This is a genomic window from Janthinobacterium sp. PAMC25594, assembly GCF_019443505.1.
Taxonomy (GTDB): domain Bacteria; phylum Pseudomonadota; class Gammaproteobacteria; order Burkholderiales; family Burkholderiaceae_D; genus Janthinobacterium.
In genome coordinates this window covers 1,045,042-1,061,727 of the sequence record NZ_CP080377.1, presented here as the reverse complement: position 1 = coordinate 1,061,727, position 16,686 = coordinate 1,045,042, and the positions used below count along the sequence as shown (strand labels likewise).

At 60.8% G+C, this 16,686-nt stretch carries 21 protein-coding genes; 20 read left to right on the top strand and 1 reads right to left on the bottom strand.

Going from position 1 to position 16,686, the window contains the following annotated elements; genetic code table 11:
- Positions 1-135 precede the first annotated feature (135 nt).
- Positions 136-432: a hypothetical protein gene (locus tag KY494_RS04520; RefSeq protein WP_219890078.1), complete on the top strand. Its 297-nt coding sequence runs from the start codon at positions 136-138 to the stop codon at positions 430-432.
- A gap of 979 nt (positions 433-1,411) precedes the next feature.
- Here the strand turns inward: KY494_RS04520 and KY494_RS04515 are convergent.
- The gene (locus tag KY494_RS04515) at positions 1,412-1,651 is read right to left on the bottom strand and encodes a hypothetical protein (protein WP_219890077.1); all 240 of its coding nucleotides are present in this window, start codon (positions 1,649-1,651) and stop codon (positions 1,412-1,414) included.
- Positions 1,652-1,702: 51 nt separating this feature from the next.
- On the opposite strand from KY494_RS04515, the gene KY494_RS04510 reads away from it, so the two are divergent.
- The 19 genes from KY494_RS04510 (at position 1,703) to KY494_RS04420 (ending at position 16,686) form a co-directional block, all read left to right on the top strand.
- A complete protein-coding gene (locus KY494_RS04510) occupies positions 1,703-1,948 on the top strand; it encodes a hypothetical protein (RefSeq protein ID WP_219890076.1) in 246 nt (81 codons plus the stop codon).
- Positions 1,949-2,043: 95 nt separating this feature from the next.
- A complete protein-coding gene (locus KY494_RS04505; protein WP_219890075.1) occupies positions 2,044-2,685 on the top strand; it encodes a putative metallopeptidase in 642 nt (213 codons plus the stop codon).
- Between the two features lie 30 nt (positions 2,686-2,715).
- Positions 2,716-3,177 carry a DUF2280 domain-containing protein gene (locus KY494_RS04500; RefSeq protein ID WP_219890074.1) on the top strand — a complete coding sequence of 154 codons (462 nt, stop codon included), beginning with the start codon at positions 2,716-2,718 and terminating at the stop codon, positions 3,175-3,177.
- A complete protein-coding gene (locus KY494_RS04495; protein ID WP_219890073.1) occupies positions 3,158-4,444 on the top strand; it encodes a terminase large subunit domain-containing protein in 1,287 nt (428 codons plus the stop codon). Before KY494_RS04500 ends, KY494_RS04495 begins: the two co-directional genes overlap by 20 nt.
- Positions 4,445-4,458: 14 nt before the next feature.
- Positions 4,459-5,823, top strand: a complete 1,365-nt coding sequence (locus tag KY494_RS04490) for a DUF4055 domain-containing protein (protein ID WP_219890072.1) — start codon at positions 4,459-4,461, stop codon at positions 5,821-5,823.
- A complete protein-coding gene (locus KY494_RS04485; RefSeq protein ID WP_219890071.1) occupies positions 5,824-6,909 on the top strand; it encodes a phage minor head protein in 1,086 nt (361 codons plus the stop codon).
- Positions 6,910-6,924: 15 nt separating this feature from the next.
- Complete coding sequence (locus KY494_RS04480) at positions 6,925-7,329, top strand: hypothetical protein (protein WP_219890070.1); 405 nt, start codon at positions 6,925-6,927, stop codon at positions 7,327-7,329.
- Positions 7,330-7,443: 114 nt separating this feature from the next.
- Positions 7,444-8,256 (top strand): DUF6651 domain-containing protein, encoded by an 813-nt coding sequence (locus tag KY494_RS04475; protein ID WP_219890069.1) that lies wholly within the window; start codon positions 7,444-7,446, stop codon positions 8,254-8,256.
- A gap of 170 nt (positions 8,257-8,426) precedes the next feature.
- Positions 8,427-9,794 (top strand): P22 phage major capsid protein family protein, encoded by a 1,368-nt coding sequence (locus KY494_RS04470; RefSeq protein ID WP_258194662.1) that lies wholly within the window; start codon positions 8,427-8,429, stop codon positions 9,792-9,794.
- 57 nt (positions 9,795-9,851) lie between these two features.
- Complete coding sequence (locus KY494_RS04465; protein ID WP_219890068.1) at positions 9,852-10,208, top strand: hypothetical protein; 357 nt, start codon at positions 9,852-9,854, stop codon at positions 10,206-10,208.
- Positions 10,209-10,270: 62 nt separating this feature from the next.
- Complete coding sequence (locus tag KY494_RS04460) at positions 10,271-11,959, top strand: fibronectin type III domain-containing protein (protein ID WP_219890067.1); 1,689 nt, start codon at positions 10,271-10,273, stop codon at positions 11,957-11,959.
- On the top strand, positions 11,956-12,642 hold the full coding sequence (locus KY494_RS04455) for a hypothetical protein (protein WP_219890066.1): 687 nt from the start codon (positions 11,956-11,958) through the stop codon (positions 12,640-12,642). The genes KY494_RS04460 and KY494_RS04455 overlap by 4 nt, the downstream gene beginning before the upstream one ends.
- A 16-nt stretch (positions 12,643-12,658) precedes the next feature.
- On the top strand, positions 12,659-13,171 hold the full coding sequence (locus tag KY494_RS04450; protein WP_219890065.1) for a DnaT-like ssDNA-binding protein: 513 nt from the start codon (positions 12,659-12,661) through the stop codon (positions 13,169-13,171).
- Positions 13,168-13,539, top strand: coding sequence for a hypothetical protein (locus KY494_RS04445; protein ID WP_219890064.1), 372 nt, complete (start codon positions 13,168-13,170; stop codon positions 13,537-13,539). Before KY494_RS04450 ends, KY494_RS04445 begins: the two co-directional genes overlap by 4 nt.
- A gap of 3 nt (positions 13,540-13,542) precedes the next feature.
- Positions 13,543-13,917 (top strand): hypothetical protein, encoded by a 375-nt coding sequence (locus tag KY494_RS04440; protein WP_219135377.1) that lies wholly within the window; start codon positions 13,543-13,545, stop codon positions 13,915-13,917.
- An 8-nt stretch (positions 13,918-13,925) separates the two neighbouring features.
- The gene (locus tag KY494_RS04435; RefSeq protein WP_219890063.1) at positions 13,926-14,414 is read left to right on the top strand and encodes a hypothetical protein; all 489 of its coding nucleotides are present in this window, start codon (positions 13,926-13,928) and stop codon (positions 14,412-14,414) included.
- Positions 14,411-14,812, top strand: a complete 402-nt coding sequence (locus tag KY494_RS04430; protein ID WP_219890062.1) for a DUF4128 domain-containing protein — start codon at positions 14,411-14,413, stop codon at positions 14,810-14,812. Before KY494_RS04435 ends, KY494_RS04430 begins: the two co-directional genes overlap by 4 nt.
- 67 nt (positions 14,813-14,879) lie before the next feature.
- The gene (locus tag KY494_RS04425) at positions 14,880-16,082 is read left to right on the top strand and encodes a phage tail tube protein (RefSeq protein ID WP_219890061.1); all 1,203 of its coding nucleotides are present in this window, start codon (positions 14,880-14,882) and stop codon (positions 16,080-16,082) included.
- Between the two features lie 130 nt (positions 16,083-16,212).
- Entirely contained in the window at positions 16,213-16,686 is a 474-nt protein-coding gene (locus tag KY494_RS04420) for a hypothetical protein (protein WP_219135373.1), read from the top strand.

The following is a 16,686-nucleotide window of genomic DNA, read 5'->3' as shown; positions in this document are numbered from 1 at the left end:
TTTGGCTTGCAGCGCCCCATAGGTCTTTGATTGAGAAGACTAAAAACTTTGTCAAGTGAATCAATTAGCGTCTCCCTAATCGGTAGTGGTTTATGTTCCTATTGAAATAATCAGACTTCAACCAAGGAGAACTCAATGAGCAGCATAACGTTATTTGGAAGCATACAAAGTAATGGTACAATTGTCTCTGGTTCCGGAAATTTCAGCGTAAAGCGCGAAAGCAACGGCAATTACACAATATTATTCAATACGCCATTTACTAATAACCCAGCAATTGTTGGTTCGCAATGGGGTTTTGGTAGCGGTCAAAGCACTTTGGATAACGTCATCTTTTCCACTGTTTCTGGCGGCAGCGCGGAAGTCCAAACGGGTGATTCTAAAGGTAATTATACTGATCGAAATTTTAGTTTTATTGCAATGGGCAATATTTAATTTCTTCAAGCGTCAACTAGGAGCTGTCAGTAATTAACGCAGACCATACACCAGAGTAGTTCCCGTCATTTTTGATGGGAGCTATTTTGGGTACCGATTTAAGGGCGGTAGCCGTAAGACCGATCCAATTATTCCGCTTACTTCAGCGATATCGTGCTTCCGATGCTGGCATACTGGGTATATCTGCATCGAGGCTGGTTCAAGAACGTATGGCTAAATGGTGGTGCGCACTGCGTACTTGCGTGCTTGGTACGGGGGGGCGGTGAAGCCATTACCCGATCAGGAGTGCCGATGGACTGATCCAATATTTCCGGTGCATTTGCGGTACACAGCAGCGCAGCACCATGATTGAAACTCTGCTGACGACACCATTGTGTCGCATCCCCGCTGATGTCAACGCTGCGCAGCTAAAACTCGTCCTGACAGGTATACGCATGATAGGCTTGCCGTCGGATCCTCATCTGGCTGGCTGCCGGTGTTTCCAGAATGCCTGATGGCATGAGCTGCCGGATGACCTCCAACACGATGGCCTACAGTTGAAACGCTACTGGTCTGCTGAAACATGTGATTTCTCTCGAGCTGCGCTTCACAGTTACTGAGATTATTACAATAAAGGGCAGTGCCAGCCGGATTCGACGCCGTGCAGGCCGAGTATGAACTGGTTCCGTTTACAAGTTTGCCGGCGCCTTACCCTGCTGAGGTAGTGGGCTTTGATCTCCACGCCTGAACGTCATGATAACGCGCACCAGGCCGAACTGGAGTAAGCCTGCGGGCGTGGTCAGATTCGGTGTCGCTGCTGAATGATTTCAGCGGCAGTCTGCTTGGACTCACGCCGCACATATGCAGCTGTCTGTGCACACCATTGGGAGGACCTAAAAAACGGGCTAAACCCACCGACGTAGCAATGATCCAGGGGACTCCAGCCGCAACACACTGCAGCGCCTGCTGTGGGCGGGTGGTGGCACTGTAGCAGCGATACTTAGCTTGCGACTGGTGATGTCAGATTATTTGGATTTTCCAGCGGGATTGGAGGGAATCGACTGACGCCCTGATCATGAAGATAGCTTTCTGCCGCACTAAGACCCTCTTCCATTACTAGCCGCACCGCCGTATCAATAATCGCATCGATCCGGCTCTTCGGACGGTTGCTCTGGCCAGGCGCAGACGGGTAATGTTTCATCATCGCATCATGTCCTTGTTCGAAATCAAATAATGTCAAAGCCACCTGAGTGGACTTTGATTTGCGTCAACATATCGGCGAATAAGCGAAATGAATAAAATTCAACATCTGTCGAACAACGGCGTGCTGGGCGCGCCAGCGGGCTGGGACCAGAGCGAGCTGCCGTGCGGCGCTCTACCGATCACGCGCACGCACGTCGGCGATCTGCCTGCTGTGGTGTCGTACTGGTGCCCGAGCGCCGAAGAGCTGGCCGTGCTGAATGCCGGCGGCTCTATCGCGCTTTGGGTGCTGGGCATGTCGATGCCGCCCGTCAATTTGAGCGTCGAAAGCGCTTGAGACACTACATTTAGTAGGTCGCGAGCAAAAGTGTCAAAAATCACCGGGCTGAGACCGCCGGAATTGCTACCAAACACTACATCTAGTAGGTCGGAATGAAGAAAAGCCGAAATTCCGCAGCGCCCACCTCTGCGCGCCCGGTTCCTCCTGCTGAATTCACCGACCCGCTGCACCATCGATATCTGCCCGCACCCGAGGTGCTCAAGTGGGCGCGCGCAACCATCCTCTCCGAAGGCGGCGCACTCTACAACGAAGACCACGCCCACTTGGAATTTGCCGACGTCCAGTTCCTCTGGGCGCCGCACGGCTTCAACAAGGCAGGCCGCACGGTGCTGGGCCAGTGCGAGGAAGTGACGTTCCGCTGCGGGCCGTGGCAGAAGGGGCGCCAGCAACAGCAGATGGCAGACTGGTTTGGCGCGGTACCTGATTTCCTTATTACCCTGGACGCTTCCTACTGCCTGACTTGCAGCGATGCCGAATTCTGCGCATTGCTCGAGCACGAGCTTTATCACATCGCCCAGGAGCAGGATGAATTCGGCGCACCAGCATTCAACAAGTACGGCTTGCCGAAGCTGTGCATGCGCTCGCATGACGTCGAAGAGTTCGTCGGCGTGGTCCGGCGCTACGGCGCAAGCGAGGACGTACAGCGCATCATCGACGCAGCAAAGACAGCGCCAGAAGTGGCGAAAATCAACATAGCGAGGGCGTGCGGAACGTGTCTTCTAAAGGCTGCGTAGCCTTTACGTTGCTTTACAGGAAACTAAAACATGGCCGCACTCAAGGACGAGGTGAAGCTGTTCATCGTCAATGCGCTGGCCTGCTTCGACGCGCCCACGCAGGTGTCGATAGCGGTAAAAGAGGAATTCGGCCTCGATGTGAGCCGTCAGCAAGTGTCCTGCTACGACCCGAACACGTATGTCGGCCGCAACCTGAGCCAGAAATGGCGCACGATTTTCGAAGAGACGCGCGCCAAGTTCCGCGCCACCGCTGAGGAAATCCCGATTGCCAGCAAGGCATTCCGCTTGCGTGGCCTGGGCCGCCTGGCGCAGAAGGCCGAGAGCATGCGCAATTTGCCGCTGGTGGCCAGCTTATACGAGCAGGCAGCCAAGGAAGTGGGCGACATCTACGTGAACAAGGGCAAGGCCGAGCAGGCCGACCAGGCGCCCACACCTGTCGCCATTACCTTCGGCGTGAAAGACGCCAAGCGCCATGACGACAATCCAGTTTGACCTGAACGTCCCGCAATCGAGCTTCCTGCAGCTGCCGCACAAGTTCAAGGCCTACGTGGCTGGCTTCGGCTCGGGCAAGACGTTTGTGGGCTGCGCCGGCATCTGCGCCCACTTCTGGCAGTGGCCGGGCATCAATCAGGGCTACTTCGCGCCGACCTATCCGCAGATCCGCGACATCTTCTATCCCACGATGGAAGAGGTGGCCTATGCGATGGGCCTGCGCATCAAGGTGAAGCAGGGCGATCACGAGGTCGAGGTGTACGAGGGCCGGCGATATCGCGGCACGGTCATCTGCCGCTCGATGGAGAAGCCGGAAACCATCGTTGGCTTCAAGATCGGTCACGCGCTGATCGATGAGCTGGATGTGATGCCTTTGAAAAAGGCGCAGACGGCCTGGCGCAAGATCATCGCCCGTATGCGCTACAAGGTGCCGGGGCTGATGAATGGCATTGACGTGACGACGACGCCCGAGGGCTTCAAGTTCGTCTATCAGCAGTTCGTGAAGGCCATCCGGGATAAGCCTGAGCTGGCCAGTCTGTACGGCCTGATCCAGGCCAGCACCTTCGACAACGAGCTGAACTTGCCTGACGACTATATCCCGTCGCTGATGGCCAGCTATCCGCCGGCGCTGATCGATGCTTATCTGCGGGGCAAGTTCACCAATCTGACCAGCGGCAGCGTGTATGCCGATTTCGACCGCGCGCTGAACCACACGAACGAGATCATCCTGCCCGGCGAGCCGCTGATGGTGGGCCTCGACTTCAACGTGCAGAACATGACTGCCTGCATCAACGTGGTCCGGGAAGGTCTGCCGCGCACGCTGGCCGAGCGCGTGCAGGTGCGCGATACGCCAGCCATGGCTCGGATCCTGAAGGAAGACTTCAAGGACAAGGGCCACCAGGTGAAGATTTTCCCGGATGCGTCCGGGCAGAACACCAGCAGCAAGAACGCCAGCGAGTCCGACCTGTCCATTTTGCGCCAGGCGGGCTTCCTGCTCGAAGTGAACCACTCAAACCCTGCGGTCAAGGACCGGGTCAACGCCTACAACGGCATGATCCTGAACGCCCAGGGCGAGCGCCGTTGGAAGATCAACACTGACCAGTGCCCGACCACCACCGAGGCGCTGGAGCAGCAGGTATGGGGCGCCGACGGCCAGCCGGATAAGAAGTCCGGCCATGACCACCCGAACGACGCCAATGGCTACTTCCTCGTGAAGCGCTACCCGATCTTGAAGAGCACGACGACCACGGCGCCGCTGCGCATGTAACAACAAGGATTTCCATGACCGATGTACGCACACAATCAGCCGAAGCCGCCAAGCTGAACGAGGATTGCGCGCTGATCGCCGCGCTGCTGGGCGGCACGAAGACCATGCGGGCCGCTGGCAAGAAGTATTTGCCGCAGTGGCCAGGCGAGGACAGCGAAAGCTACGATCTGCGCCTGGCCGTCGCCACGCTGTTCCCGGCCTATGCCCGCACCATCGACGTGCTGTCGGCCAAGCCATTCAGCAAGCCGGTGACGCTGGGCGAGGACGTGCCTGAGCGGCTCAAGCCTTGGCTGCAAAATGTTGACCTCTCCGGCCGTGACCTGCATAGCTTTCTGTCGGAAATCACCCAAGAGGCGATGGGCTACGGCTTCGCTGGCATCCTGGTCGACTTCCCCAAGGCTGGCAACTTGGTCACGAAGGCCGACGAGCAGGCCGCTGGCGTGCGGCCGTACTTCGTCCAGGTGCACGTGCAGAACATCCTGGGCTGGCTGCCGAAGAATGCAACCAGCCTTGACGGGCTGACCCAGCTGCGGTTGCTGGAAAGCGTGTCCGAGCCGAATGGCGACTTTGACACCAAGGAAATCGAGCAGGTCCGCGTACTGGGGCGCGGCACCTGGCAGACCTGGCGCCAGAGCGAAACTGGCAGCAAAAAGGAGTGGACGCTGCATGAAGAGGGCATCACCAGCCTGAAAATCATCCCATTCGTGCCCGTCTACGGCAAGCGCCTGGGCTACATGCAGGCCACGCCGCCGCTGCTCGAGCTGGCTCACAGCAACGTGGAGCATTGGCAGAGCAAGAGCGACCAGCAGAACATCCTGCACGTCGCGCGCGTTCCGATCCTGTTTGCCAAGATGCTGGGCGAGGGCGGCATCACGGTCGGCGCCGGCAGCGCGGTCAAGACGGAGAGCTCGGACGGTGACCTGAAATTCGTGGAACACGGCGGCAAGGCCATCGAGGCCGGCCGCTTGTCCATTCTCGACCTGGAAGATCGCATGCGCCAGGCTGGCGCCGAACTGCTGGTGATCAAGCCAGGCAACGTGACCGAGAGCCAGACCCTGGCCGACAACGAGCAGGGCGCATGCGCGTTGCAGAAGATCGCGGGCAACGTCGAGGACGCCGGCGACCAGGCGCTGCAGTTCATGGCTGAATGGGTGGGGGAGGGCGAAGGCGGTCACATCACCATTTTCAAAGACTTCGGCGCCGCATCGCTCGCCGAGGCCAGTGCCGAGCTGCTGTTCAAGAGCGCCGCCGGCGGGAAAATCTCAGGCGAAACCTACTTCAACGAGTTGCAGCGCCGCGGCATCCTGTCGCCGGATCTGGACTGGGAGACGGAGCAAGAGCGTATCCAGTCGGCTCCGCCAGACCTGATGGGAGCATAAATGGGCGCGCTCGAAGAGTGGATTGCCGAGATGTTTCTCGTGCACTCCTTGAACCTGTTGCGTTTCTCGGCGGACGTGCAGGACAAGATTGTCGCGCTCATGGGCGCCATGTCGAAGGAATTGACCGCCAAACTGGCGGAAAGTGAGATTCCGGCGCTCCGTACGCAGCGTATGGCTGTGCTGCTGCGTGAATCGAATGCCATTATTGCGTCACACTACAGTGGAATGCAGGCCGAGGTCGCGCATAACCTGAGCGGCATGCTCCGAATCGAGGCCAATTACACGGCCAAGGTGCTTACGCAGGCGCTCAAAATTGAACTGGGCGCCAAGTTGCCGCCGGCGGCGTATCTCGAAAAGTTGGTAGGGAATACATTGATTGACGGCGCGGCGTCTGCTAAATGGTGGAAGCGCCAGGAGGGCAGCACCCAATTCAATTTTGCAAGACAAGTCGAGCTTGGTGCATCGCAGGGTGAGACGACCTCGCAGATTGTTGCGCGTGTTATCGGCACCAGTGCTAAGGCTGCGGGCGGCGATACCGAGGCAGTCACTGGCATATTGCAGACGTCGGCAGCAAAGGCCCGCGCGCTGGTGCACAGCTCGGTGCAGGCCGTGGCCAACGCCGCGCGGCTGGCGTCCTTTCAGCAGAATGCGGACCTGATCGAGTGCCTGGTGTGGCTGTCGACGCTCGATTCGCATACCTGCCTGCTGTGCGCCATGCGCGACCTGCACGAGTACTCGCTGGACGACCAGGAGCCGATCAACCATACCCACGAGTGGGCGGGCGGTCCTGGCGCCATCCATTTCAGCTGCCGCTGCGTGCTCAGCACGCGCACCAAGTCATTCAAAGACCTGGGCATCGAGCTGGACGAACCGGGCGAGAGCACGCGACCCAGCGATGGCGGGGCGGTCAGCAGCAAGATGAACTTCAGGGACTTCTTGGCCAGCAAGGACAAGGCCTGGCGGGCTGAGTACTTGGGGCCGGGCCGCGCCGAGATGTACGAGGCGGGGAAGATTACGCTGAATGACCTGATGAACCTCAAGGGCAGGAAGCTGACGCTGGAGCAGCTGCAGGCGAAGTACAAATAGCAAAAGTGAGGGCGAATGGAAATTGCACTGCAAGTCGCGGCTGCCGTATGGGGCGCGTGGATCGCCCTCAACCTGCTTATGGTGACTCTCGCGGCGACAGTCCTACCGGTTCAGCAGGTGCACTTCGACGGATTCCGGGCGCGGCTGCCGACCTCGTTGCCGACGCTGCTGGCGCCGGCTGAGATCGCCGCTGTCGTGGCACACGAGCATGGCCACGGCCATCACCTGCATATCTGGACCAACCTGCTGTTGCGATGCCTGCTTTTGACGCCTGGGCCGCAGCGCCGGCGCCGACAGGAAATCGAAGCAGATGACTATGCTGTGGCGCGCGGACACCGCGCCCACTTGGCCAGCGCGCTGCGCAAGCTATCGAGCCACCCCGACGATGTGTCGAGAGCCGAGCGCTTGGAGCGCATGTAGCACGAACGATTTCACACGCCGCCCTTGAGGCGGTTTTTTATTGCCGCCAGCGGACGCGACGCGGTGCACGGCCGGAAGGTCATTGATAGGGCGGATGCCCAGAAAGAAACAACCATGCCATTCAAATTCAACGCAGACGGAACCATTGCAATCGACGGCGAGAAGAAGCTGCCGATCTTTATTCATCCCAACGGTACCGAAGCGCCATTCGACGCGGACACCACGCTGGGCACAATCACCCGCCTGAACGGCGAGGCTAAGACCCACCGCGAGGCGAAGGAGATTGCAGAGGCCAAGCTGAAGACCTTTGAAGGCATCGAAGACGGCGTGGCTGCACTGGCCGCGTTGAATACGGTCAAGAGCCTCAGTTCCGGCGAGCTGAAAACCGCCGCCCAGGTCAAGGAAATCCAGGATGCGGCGGCGAAGACCGCGCAGGAGCAGGTCGCCGCGCAGGCCAAGGCAAGCGCCACGCAGTTGCAGGAATTGACCGCGCAGCTGGATAAGCGCACCAACGAATTGAACACCTACATGATCGGCGGCGGCTTCGCCAGTTCGAAGCTGCTGACCGACGACAAGCACCCGAGCCGCCTGGCGATTCCGACCGAGATGGCAAAAGCCTATTTCGGTAGCCATTTCAAGGTCGAGGACGGCAAGATGGTGCCGTACGACGCCGCTGGCAACAAGATTTTCTCGCCGACCCGCCCGGGTGAAGTGGCCGACTTCGACGAAGGTCTGGCGCAGCTGGTCGCCGCCTGCCCATTCAAAGATCAGATCCTGAAGGGCTCCGGCGCATCTGGCGGCGGCGCGCAAGGCGGTGGCTCGGGCGGCAGCGGAAGCGCCAAGCAGGTCACGCGCGCCCAGTACGAAGCGGCCGATCCATCGGCACGCGCCGGCCTGCTGAGTGGCGGCGCCGTGCTGATCGACTGATCCCGATTTCCCTGTTTCTCCGAATGGCCTGCCGTGCGCAGGCTTTTTCGTATCTGCACTACTGCATCACCGCAATACATTTGCCGGCGCCTGGATGGGCTAAGTCGGTGCTTTGGGCCGGATGGCCTGCTGCTGGAAATCCCAAACCACTTACCTTTAAGGCAATCAACATGAAAAAAATGTTCGCTTTTGCCGTGGCGCTCGCCGCCATGGCATTCTCCACGGCCACCTCGGTCGCAACCGCCAGTGCCCAGACTGTGCAGCGTTTCGCTGCGCCAGCCATCAGCAAGACAGTCTTCTGCGCACGCGTGGCGCGCGAGCTGGCGTATGGTTACATCTGGAACTATGCCGCCAAGACCGGCCTGGTGCTCGGCCCCAACAACCTGACAGGTCTTATCAATACGCTGTATAACGCGATGGACGTGGTTTCCCGCGAACAGATCGGGATGATCCCGGCCGTGTCGAGTGACATGACCTTCGCGCGTGCCGCCGTTGGCCAGACCGTGACTTCGCCAGTTGCGCCTGCTGCGACCGCAACCGATATCGTGCCTGCTGTTACCCCACCCGATGATGGCAATCAGAACATCGGCAACAAAGGCGTGACGTTGACGAAAGCGCGTCGCGTCCCAATCCGCTGGAACGGTGAAGAGAAACTGGCGCTGGATAACAGTGGTAATAGCTACAACATCATCTTGCGCGACCAGTTCGCGCAAGCGATGCGCACGCTGGCCAATGAGGTCGAAAGCGACCTGACGGCGCTGCACGTCAAGGCCTCGCGCGCATACGGCACCCCAGGCACTGCTCCGTTTGGCGTCGCCAACGAGCTGAATGACACTGCCGGCGCGCTGCGCATTCTGGAAGACAACGGCGCCCAAGGCCTGGACTTCCAGCTGGTCCTGGGCAGTGCCGCCATGCAAAACATGCGCAGCAAGCAATCGGGCCTGTTCAAGGTCAATGAGGCTGGCCGCGAAGACATGCTGCGCAACGGTATCACCGACCGCTTGCAGAATCTGGCGCTGCGCCAGTCGTCCCAGATCAAGCGCCCAGCCAAGGGCACTGCGGCCGGCGCAACCACCAATGCGGCTGGCTATGCCTTCGGCGCCACCGTCATCACGCTGGCGGCAGCTGGTACCGGCACGTTCGTTGCTGGCGATGTGGTCAGCATTGCCGGTGATCCGGAAAACAAGTATGTGGTTGCCTCCGGTGATGCGGACGCCTCGAACGGCGGCACCATCACCCTGGCTGCTCCCGGCCTGATGCAGGCAATCCCTGCTGCCGCAACGGCGATCACCGTTGCCAACGTTGGCTTCCGCAACCTGTTCTTCGCCCGTTCGGCGATCGTGCTGGCCACCCGCGTGCCTGCGCTGCCAGCGCAAGGCGACTCGGCTGTTGACCGCACCATCATCACCGATCCGGTGTCGGGCCTGTCGTTCGAGGTGAGCATGTACATGCAGTACCGTCAGGTGCAGTACGAGATCGCACTGGTATGGGGCTGCGGCACCGCCAAGGACGAGCACTTCGGCATCCTGCTGGGATAATTATCAACCTGGCCCGTCCAGCACTGCGGTGCTGCCGGGCCTCACCTGGACTTCACCATGGATACCATCAAAATCGTATCGACGGACCCGCACACGCAGGGCCCGTTCGTCGTCATCAATAAATCCGACTTCAACCACGACCTGCACGAGCTGTACGGCGACAACGACCTGGGCGCGCCCACCGAGCGTGCACCAACCATGGCCGAACTTCTGGCCGCGCGCGATCAGCTGCTGGAGCGCGAGCGCGAACTGGCTGCGGAAAAGGAACGCGTTGCCGAGCAGGCGCGGGCCAACGAAATCGAAGCGCAACGCCTGCGCAACGAAGGTGTAAGCCTGCAGGCCGCGAAAGATGCAGCTGCTGCGGCAAGTCTTGCCACTTCGACCGAAAAGCCAGCCAAGGCTGCCAAGGCGTAATCCCTGGCCAGCACCGCCCCGCGCGCCGGGGCATTCCACAAACCGCATTCCCGAAAGTCACTATGCCAACCATCACCGCCGGCAGCACGCCACAAACCATCAGCTTGTCCGAGGGGCAAGTTCTGAATATCAGCGGCGTCGTCGGCACTGCTGGCGTGGCGTATCGCCTCGATCCGGTGCTGGGTGGCACGAATTCACTGCAATCGTGGACCATCGGCGCTGGTGCGTTGGCGCAGATCGGGCCTTATGCCGGCCTGCAGCGCTTCCTGGTGACGTGCTCTGCGGGACGTGTGGATGTGAGTGCGTCAAATGCGGTGTTGAACCTGTCGAGCGGTGGCGCCGCTGGATCGATTCCATTTTCGGCTGCTGTTCCGCTTGGTGGTGGTAGCGTCGTGATGGAAAAGAAGGTGGTGAGCGGGGCGCTGACATTCGTGCCTTCTGGCGCTATCTCTGGTGGCGTATGCGTTGCAGAGATGCTGGCCGACGGCGTGAATGCGCCTTCGTTCGCGGCTTTTGAAGAGCATTCCTCGTCGTCAGGCTGGCTGAATACGGCGGGATTTACGAACCTTGTGCAGTTTTTCTGCATCGGCACCCGCAATTACTTCTCGGTCTCGCAGCCCCTTGTACAAGGGGCACCCGATTTGACGCCGCCGACCGTGGCGTCAGCTATCGTCGCGGCAGCTTTGCCGGGAGTGCTCTCCGTCGGCTTCAGCGAGGCGCTGGCCAGCGGCTTTGTTCCAACCGCGAGCGCATTCACGGTCGACGGCCACGCCGTGACCGCAGTGGCCTTGCGCGCAGCCTTCGTAGACTTGACAGTTGCCCCGGCGTTTGTGAGCGGCGAGGCCGCGCGCACTGCGGCGTATGTACAGCCCGGCAGTGGCGGCTTGCGTGACGCGGCCGGCAATCTGGTGGCGTCGTTTAGCGGCCGTGCGATTGCCAATAATGCCGGCATGCTCGTGACCGTACCAGCTGCGCCCACTGCGGTTGCAGCGGTGGCCGGCAATGGCCAGGCCACTGTAACCTATACGCCCGGTGCCGATGGCGGCTCGACCATCACCGGTTACGTGGCCACATCAACGCCAGGCGGATTTACTGGCAGCGGCACATCGGGTCCGATTGCGGTGCTCGGCCTGACGAACGGGGTCGCCTATACGTTCACCGTGCACGCCGTGAACAATATCGGCAACAGCGCCGAGTCGGCACCATCGGCCGCTGTTACGCCAGCAGTGCCGGCCGCAGGATATGCTCGGTTCGCAAGCCTGGTCAACACGACCGAGAGCGGTAGCGCCGACCCATACGCCTACACAGGTAATGGCACAGCATTTGGTACTGCAATGGGCGGCATAGCAACAAAATCTCGCGTGGTTGGGACTGATGGCTCTTGCGCCGTGGTGCTTGGCGCGGCCACCGACGCGACGCACGAGGCAATGCTCGGGCTGGATAATTCTGCCACCCCTGTCGGCTACACTTCGCTGGACTATGCGGTGTTCGCGCCAAGCACGGGAACCTATCGTGTAGTCGTTGGGGGAGTTAGCACGGCCGCAACAGTGGCTGTTTCCTGCGCCGTGGGCGATATCATGCGCCTCAGTATCACAGGGGCGAATCTTGACGCACAGGTGTCGAAGGACGGCGGCATGACGTGGACGACCATCTACTCATGGAGCGGCATCTCCGCATCGGCAGTTAAATATCATATCCAGGCTGCGAAATCTGCTGTACTTACCGCCAGCCAGATTGTCGGTGCCGCATGATGATCATCCCGACCGGAACGGCGCGCACGATCTATGACCCGTCCCGTACAGCCATCACCTACGACGGCAACAGCATTATTGATCCGACGTTGCCCGGCGATCTGGTACTGCAGCTGGCAGCCATGGCGCCCATCAGCAATGCCCTGACGATTTCCAATATCGGCAAGTCGGGCCAGACCATCCGGCAAATGATCGCGACGCGAAGCGATGTTTTGGCGTCCTTTGTGCCCGGTCGCCGCAATATCCTGATCGCATTCGAGATCACCAACAGTATTTTCAACGGAGTGTCCCGAACTGGCCTACAAGCTATCGCCGACCTGGCCGAGTACATCGCCGCGGCGCAGGCCGACGTCGCTGCTGCTTACCCAGGTCAGCGGTGGTCTGTGATTGTCCAGACAGCCATTCCGCGCGGCGACTATCTGGGCGCCGTCTATACCGCACAGACCGGGGAGGTGGAGCTGCAGGCCGCCAACGCGGCACTGCGGGCGGATTACCGCTCGATGGGCGCAACGGCTCTCGTAGAGTCTCGGCGCCAAGGCGGCATTTTCGATTTCACTGACTCGCACAACGGCGCTCGATTCCCGTCGACCTATTGGCGCGATCGCACGCACCCGAATGCGGCCGGCGACGCCGTGTTGGCCGGTTATGTAGCTGATGTCCTGAAGACGCTGCCTGCCCGCTGAAATTTTAAGGATCCACATGCTCACAATCGAAAACGGCGCCGGCCTGCCTGACGCCGAATCCTACGCCAGCATCGCCGCAGCAGACGTGCGCTGTGCCAGCCTGGGCATGACTGCCTGGGCGGCGCTGGCCGAAGCTGATAAGGAAATCGCGCTGCGCAAGGCCATGATCTTCATGTCCACCTACCGCACGCGCTGGGCCGGCCGCCGCGTTTATCAGCACCAGGCGCTCGACTGGCCGCGTTACAACGTGGCGGTCGACGGCTTCACCGTGCCCAGCACAATTGTGCCGGCGGAAGTGGTCAATGCCTGCATCGACCTGGCCGTGCGCGCCGGCAGCGGCGAGGATCTGCTGCCCGACCTCGACACCGGCTCGAACGCGATCAAGAAAGACAAGACCGGCCCGCTGGAAACGGAGTACTTCCAGAACACCACGGATGCGCGTGAGCGCTTCGTGGCCGTGGACGCAATCCTGGCGCCTTACTTCGGCGCGGCCGGTGGTGGCAATTCGATCAAGGTGACACGAGCATGAGCGCATACCCCGCAGTGAAGATCGATGGCTGTTTCGTCGCTGATAACACCTACCGCGACGGCGGCAAGGCATGGATCGTCACCAACCTGATCGCACGCGCTAAGGACTTGGTGCCGTTCGACCTGCCGATGGCGGCGATTTACTCCGGCAGCGAGGTCTGGACCCCTGTCGGTTCGGCCTACGGCATCGCGCACCACGTGCGCCGCGCGCTGGACGTCAACACCGAGTATCCGATCATTCTGTGCCAGCAGGGCTTCATCATGGACGGCTGGCATCGCGTGCTGCGTGCCCTGATCGACGGCAAGACCACGATCAAGGCCGTGCGCTTCGTGGAGACGCCGCCGTATGACTACTTGAAAGCGCCATAGGCTATGACCGATTACAGCAAAAGCGCCTCGCGTGCCGACCAGTCCCTGCGCCGCAAGGGCGGCGTCGTGGCGCTACGCCAGGTCGTCACCGGTCCATATGATCCAGGCCTGGGCTCTGCACCCACCATCACCACGGACTACGAAGGCACCGGCGTGAAGATAAACTACGAGGCCGAGAACATCGACGGCACGCTGATCCAGGCGGGCGACCAGAAACTGCTGTTGTCGCCGCTGCAGCGTAACGGCGCGCCAATGCCGACGCCAACCACGGCCGACTTGGTGCTGTTCGGCGGCGCCAGTTACACGGTAAAGGCCGTCGGAACCACAGCACCGGTCGATGTGGCCGTGCTGCACACGCTGCAACTGCGGGGGCTTTGATGGCGAGCATGTCATTTTCGATGCAGATTGCCGAGTTCATCGCCAAGACCAAGGCCAGCCAGGATCTGGTGGTGCGCGCCATCACCATGAAGATCGACAACAAGCTGGTGCAGCGCTCGCCGGTCGGTGATGCCAAATACTGGAAGCACAAACCGCCACCAGGCTATACAGGCGGGCGCTTCCGCGCCAACTGGCAGCTTTCCATCGGCTCGCCGACCGCTGGCGTCCGCGACCTGATCGACAAGGACGGAAGCGCCACAATCGCCGCCCACGGTAGCACGATCAGTGCGGCGAAGGCGGGCGACGTGATCTACCTCGTGAACAACCTGCCCTATGCGAAGCGCATCGAGGAGGGCTGGTCCCGTCAGGCGCCCGTCGGCGTCGTTGCGCTGACGGTCGTGGAATTCCGCACCATTGTGGACAACGCTGTGAACGGCGTGCGCGACGGCACCACCGCAAGCGAGTTCGCCCAAGGCTATTCGAGCTATAAATTATGAGCCAACCAACAATAAGAGCGGCGCTGGAGGTGGCCCTGGCCAGCCTCGCGCCAGCCATCGACACCGCTTGGCAGAACGTGCCGTACACGCCAGTCACCGGCCGGCCGTATCAAGCAGCCTATTTGTTGCCTGCTGAACCAAGCAACCATTCAATGGGCGACGGCGCACGCCAGGAGCGCGGCATCTTTCAGGTCAGCCTGATGTATCCGCCAGGGCAGGGCACCGCCGCCGCCGGCGCGCGCGCTGAAATGATCAGGGAGCTTTTCCGCCGCGGCGCAAGCTTCACGAAGGGCGATGTGACCGTGCAGATTGAGCGCACGCCTGAAATCGCCAACGGCCGCGAGGACGGCGACCGCTGGATGGTGCCGGTCAAAATCCGGTATTTCTGCAACTTGTAACACGCATCACTCCACACAGATCGCCTCGGCGGTCTTTTTTTTCGACCAAAGAAAGGCAATCCATACCATGACCACTGCAAACGGCATCGACAGCCTGCTCGTTATCGGCAAGCAAACAGCGGAAGGCACAAAGGCCCAGGCTGCCGCCGGCCGCCTCTATCCACGCGTGACCGCGACGTATGACACGGACGCCGACAAGTACTCGAGCAATGAGATCGACCCGAGCCAGCAGCAGAGCGATACCCGCCTGGGTAACTTCCGCACCTCTGGCGTCATCAAGGGCGAAGCCAGCTGCGGCACCTACGCCTTGCTGCTGGCCGCGCTGCTGCGCCGCGACTTCACGGCCGGAGGCGTCACCGCGGCACAGAACACCATCGCATCGGGTGCCACGGGTCTGACTCGCAGCGCTGGTTCCTGGCTGGCCGACGGTCACCGCGCCGGTACCGTCGTGCGCATCGGCGGCTTCCTGACCACCGGCGCGGCCAACAATGCCAAGAACTTCTTCATCACGTCCGCTACTGCGCTGAAGCTGACGGGCCAGTTTATGAACGGCACGGCCATGACCGTTAAGGTCGAGGGCGATCCAGTGACGGTGACGGCGATCGGTAAGCGCAGCTTCACGCCGCTGAGCGGACACACCACCGACTGGTTCACTGCGGAAGTTCAGGATCCTGGCATTGCCGTCAACCGCTGCTTCATTGATCAGTTGGTGAGCAAGGTTGACTTATCCGTGCAGCCGAACGGCATCACCAGCATGGATTTCACGCTGATGGGCAAGCTGGAAGGCCCGACGACGCCGGCAGCATACTTCGCCGCGCCGGCGGCCGCGCCTGGCACCGGCAAGTTCTCGGGCGCCACGGCGATGCTGACGGTGGCCGGCATCCCGTCGCAGATTTGCACCGGCATGTCGCTGTCCCTCGATGGTCAGGTCAAGATCGATCCGGTGATCGGCTCCAAGTTCGCCACGGCCGGCTCGCGCGGCAAGGTGCTGGGCTCCGGGCAGTTCACCGTGCTGATGCAGGATTCGGCCTATATCGACTACTTCAAGGAAGAAGTCGAGTTGCCGCTGGCCTACGCCATGGCGGCCAGCACGGCGCCATTGGCCGATGCGATGACCATCGCCATGGGGCGCATCAAGATCACCAGCGCCAAGGTCGATGATGGTGAAAAAAACAAGATTGTCACTTGTGCCTTCGACATCCTGCGCTACCAGGGCGCCGATGCGCAGTATGAGGCGACCACCGCCGCCTTCCAAGACACCAGTCTGTAATCCATTGCCCGGCCACGCGCCGGGCTTCCTTTTTGGCGCAAGCCAACCCCAGCACCGACCGGTCGCTGTCGCCTTCGTGGGCGCGGCGGCCGGCACGGGCATTGTTTATTTCCCACGAAAGGCACTACCCATGAATACCACCCAAGCACCCGCAGTCCTGAACGCCGCTCAAGCCCTGGCCGTCGCTGGCTTCGATATCGCCAACCTGTCCGCGCCAGCCGCGCGCGTGACCTTCGACGTGCCCGTGATCTTCGACGCCGACGGCGAGCCCGTGGCCGGCATCAAGATCGTCGGCAAGAATTCCGACGAGTACCGCAAGGAAAGCCACGCCGTGCGCGCCGAAGGCTACAAAAAATCGGCCAAGCGCAAGACCGCCATCGATGCATCGACGGACGAAGGTGCCGATCAGTTGGTGAACGTCATCGATGACAACCAGAAGCGCCTGGCGCTGGCCGTGGCTGTCGACTGGTACGGCTTCACCAGCAACGGCGCGCCGGTCGCCTTCGACAAGGACATGATCGCCGCGGCGTTCGACAAGTACCCAACCTGGCAGGACCGCGTAACGGCCGCCCTGGAAAACGACGCCAATTTTTTGAAGGTCTAA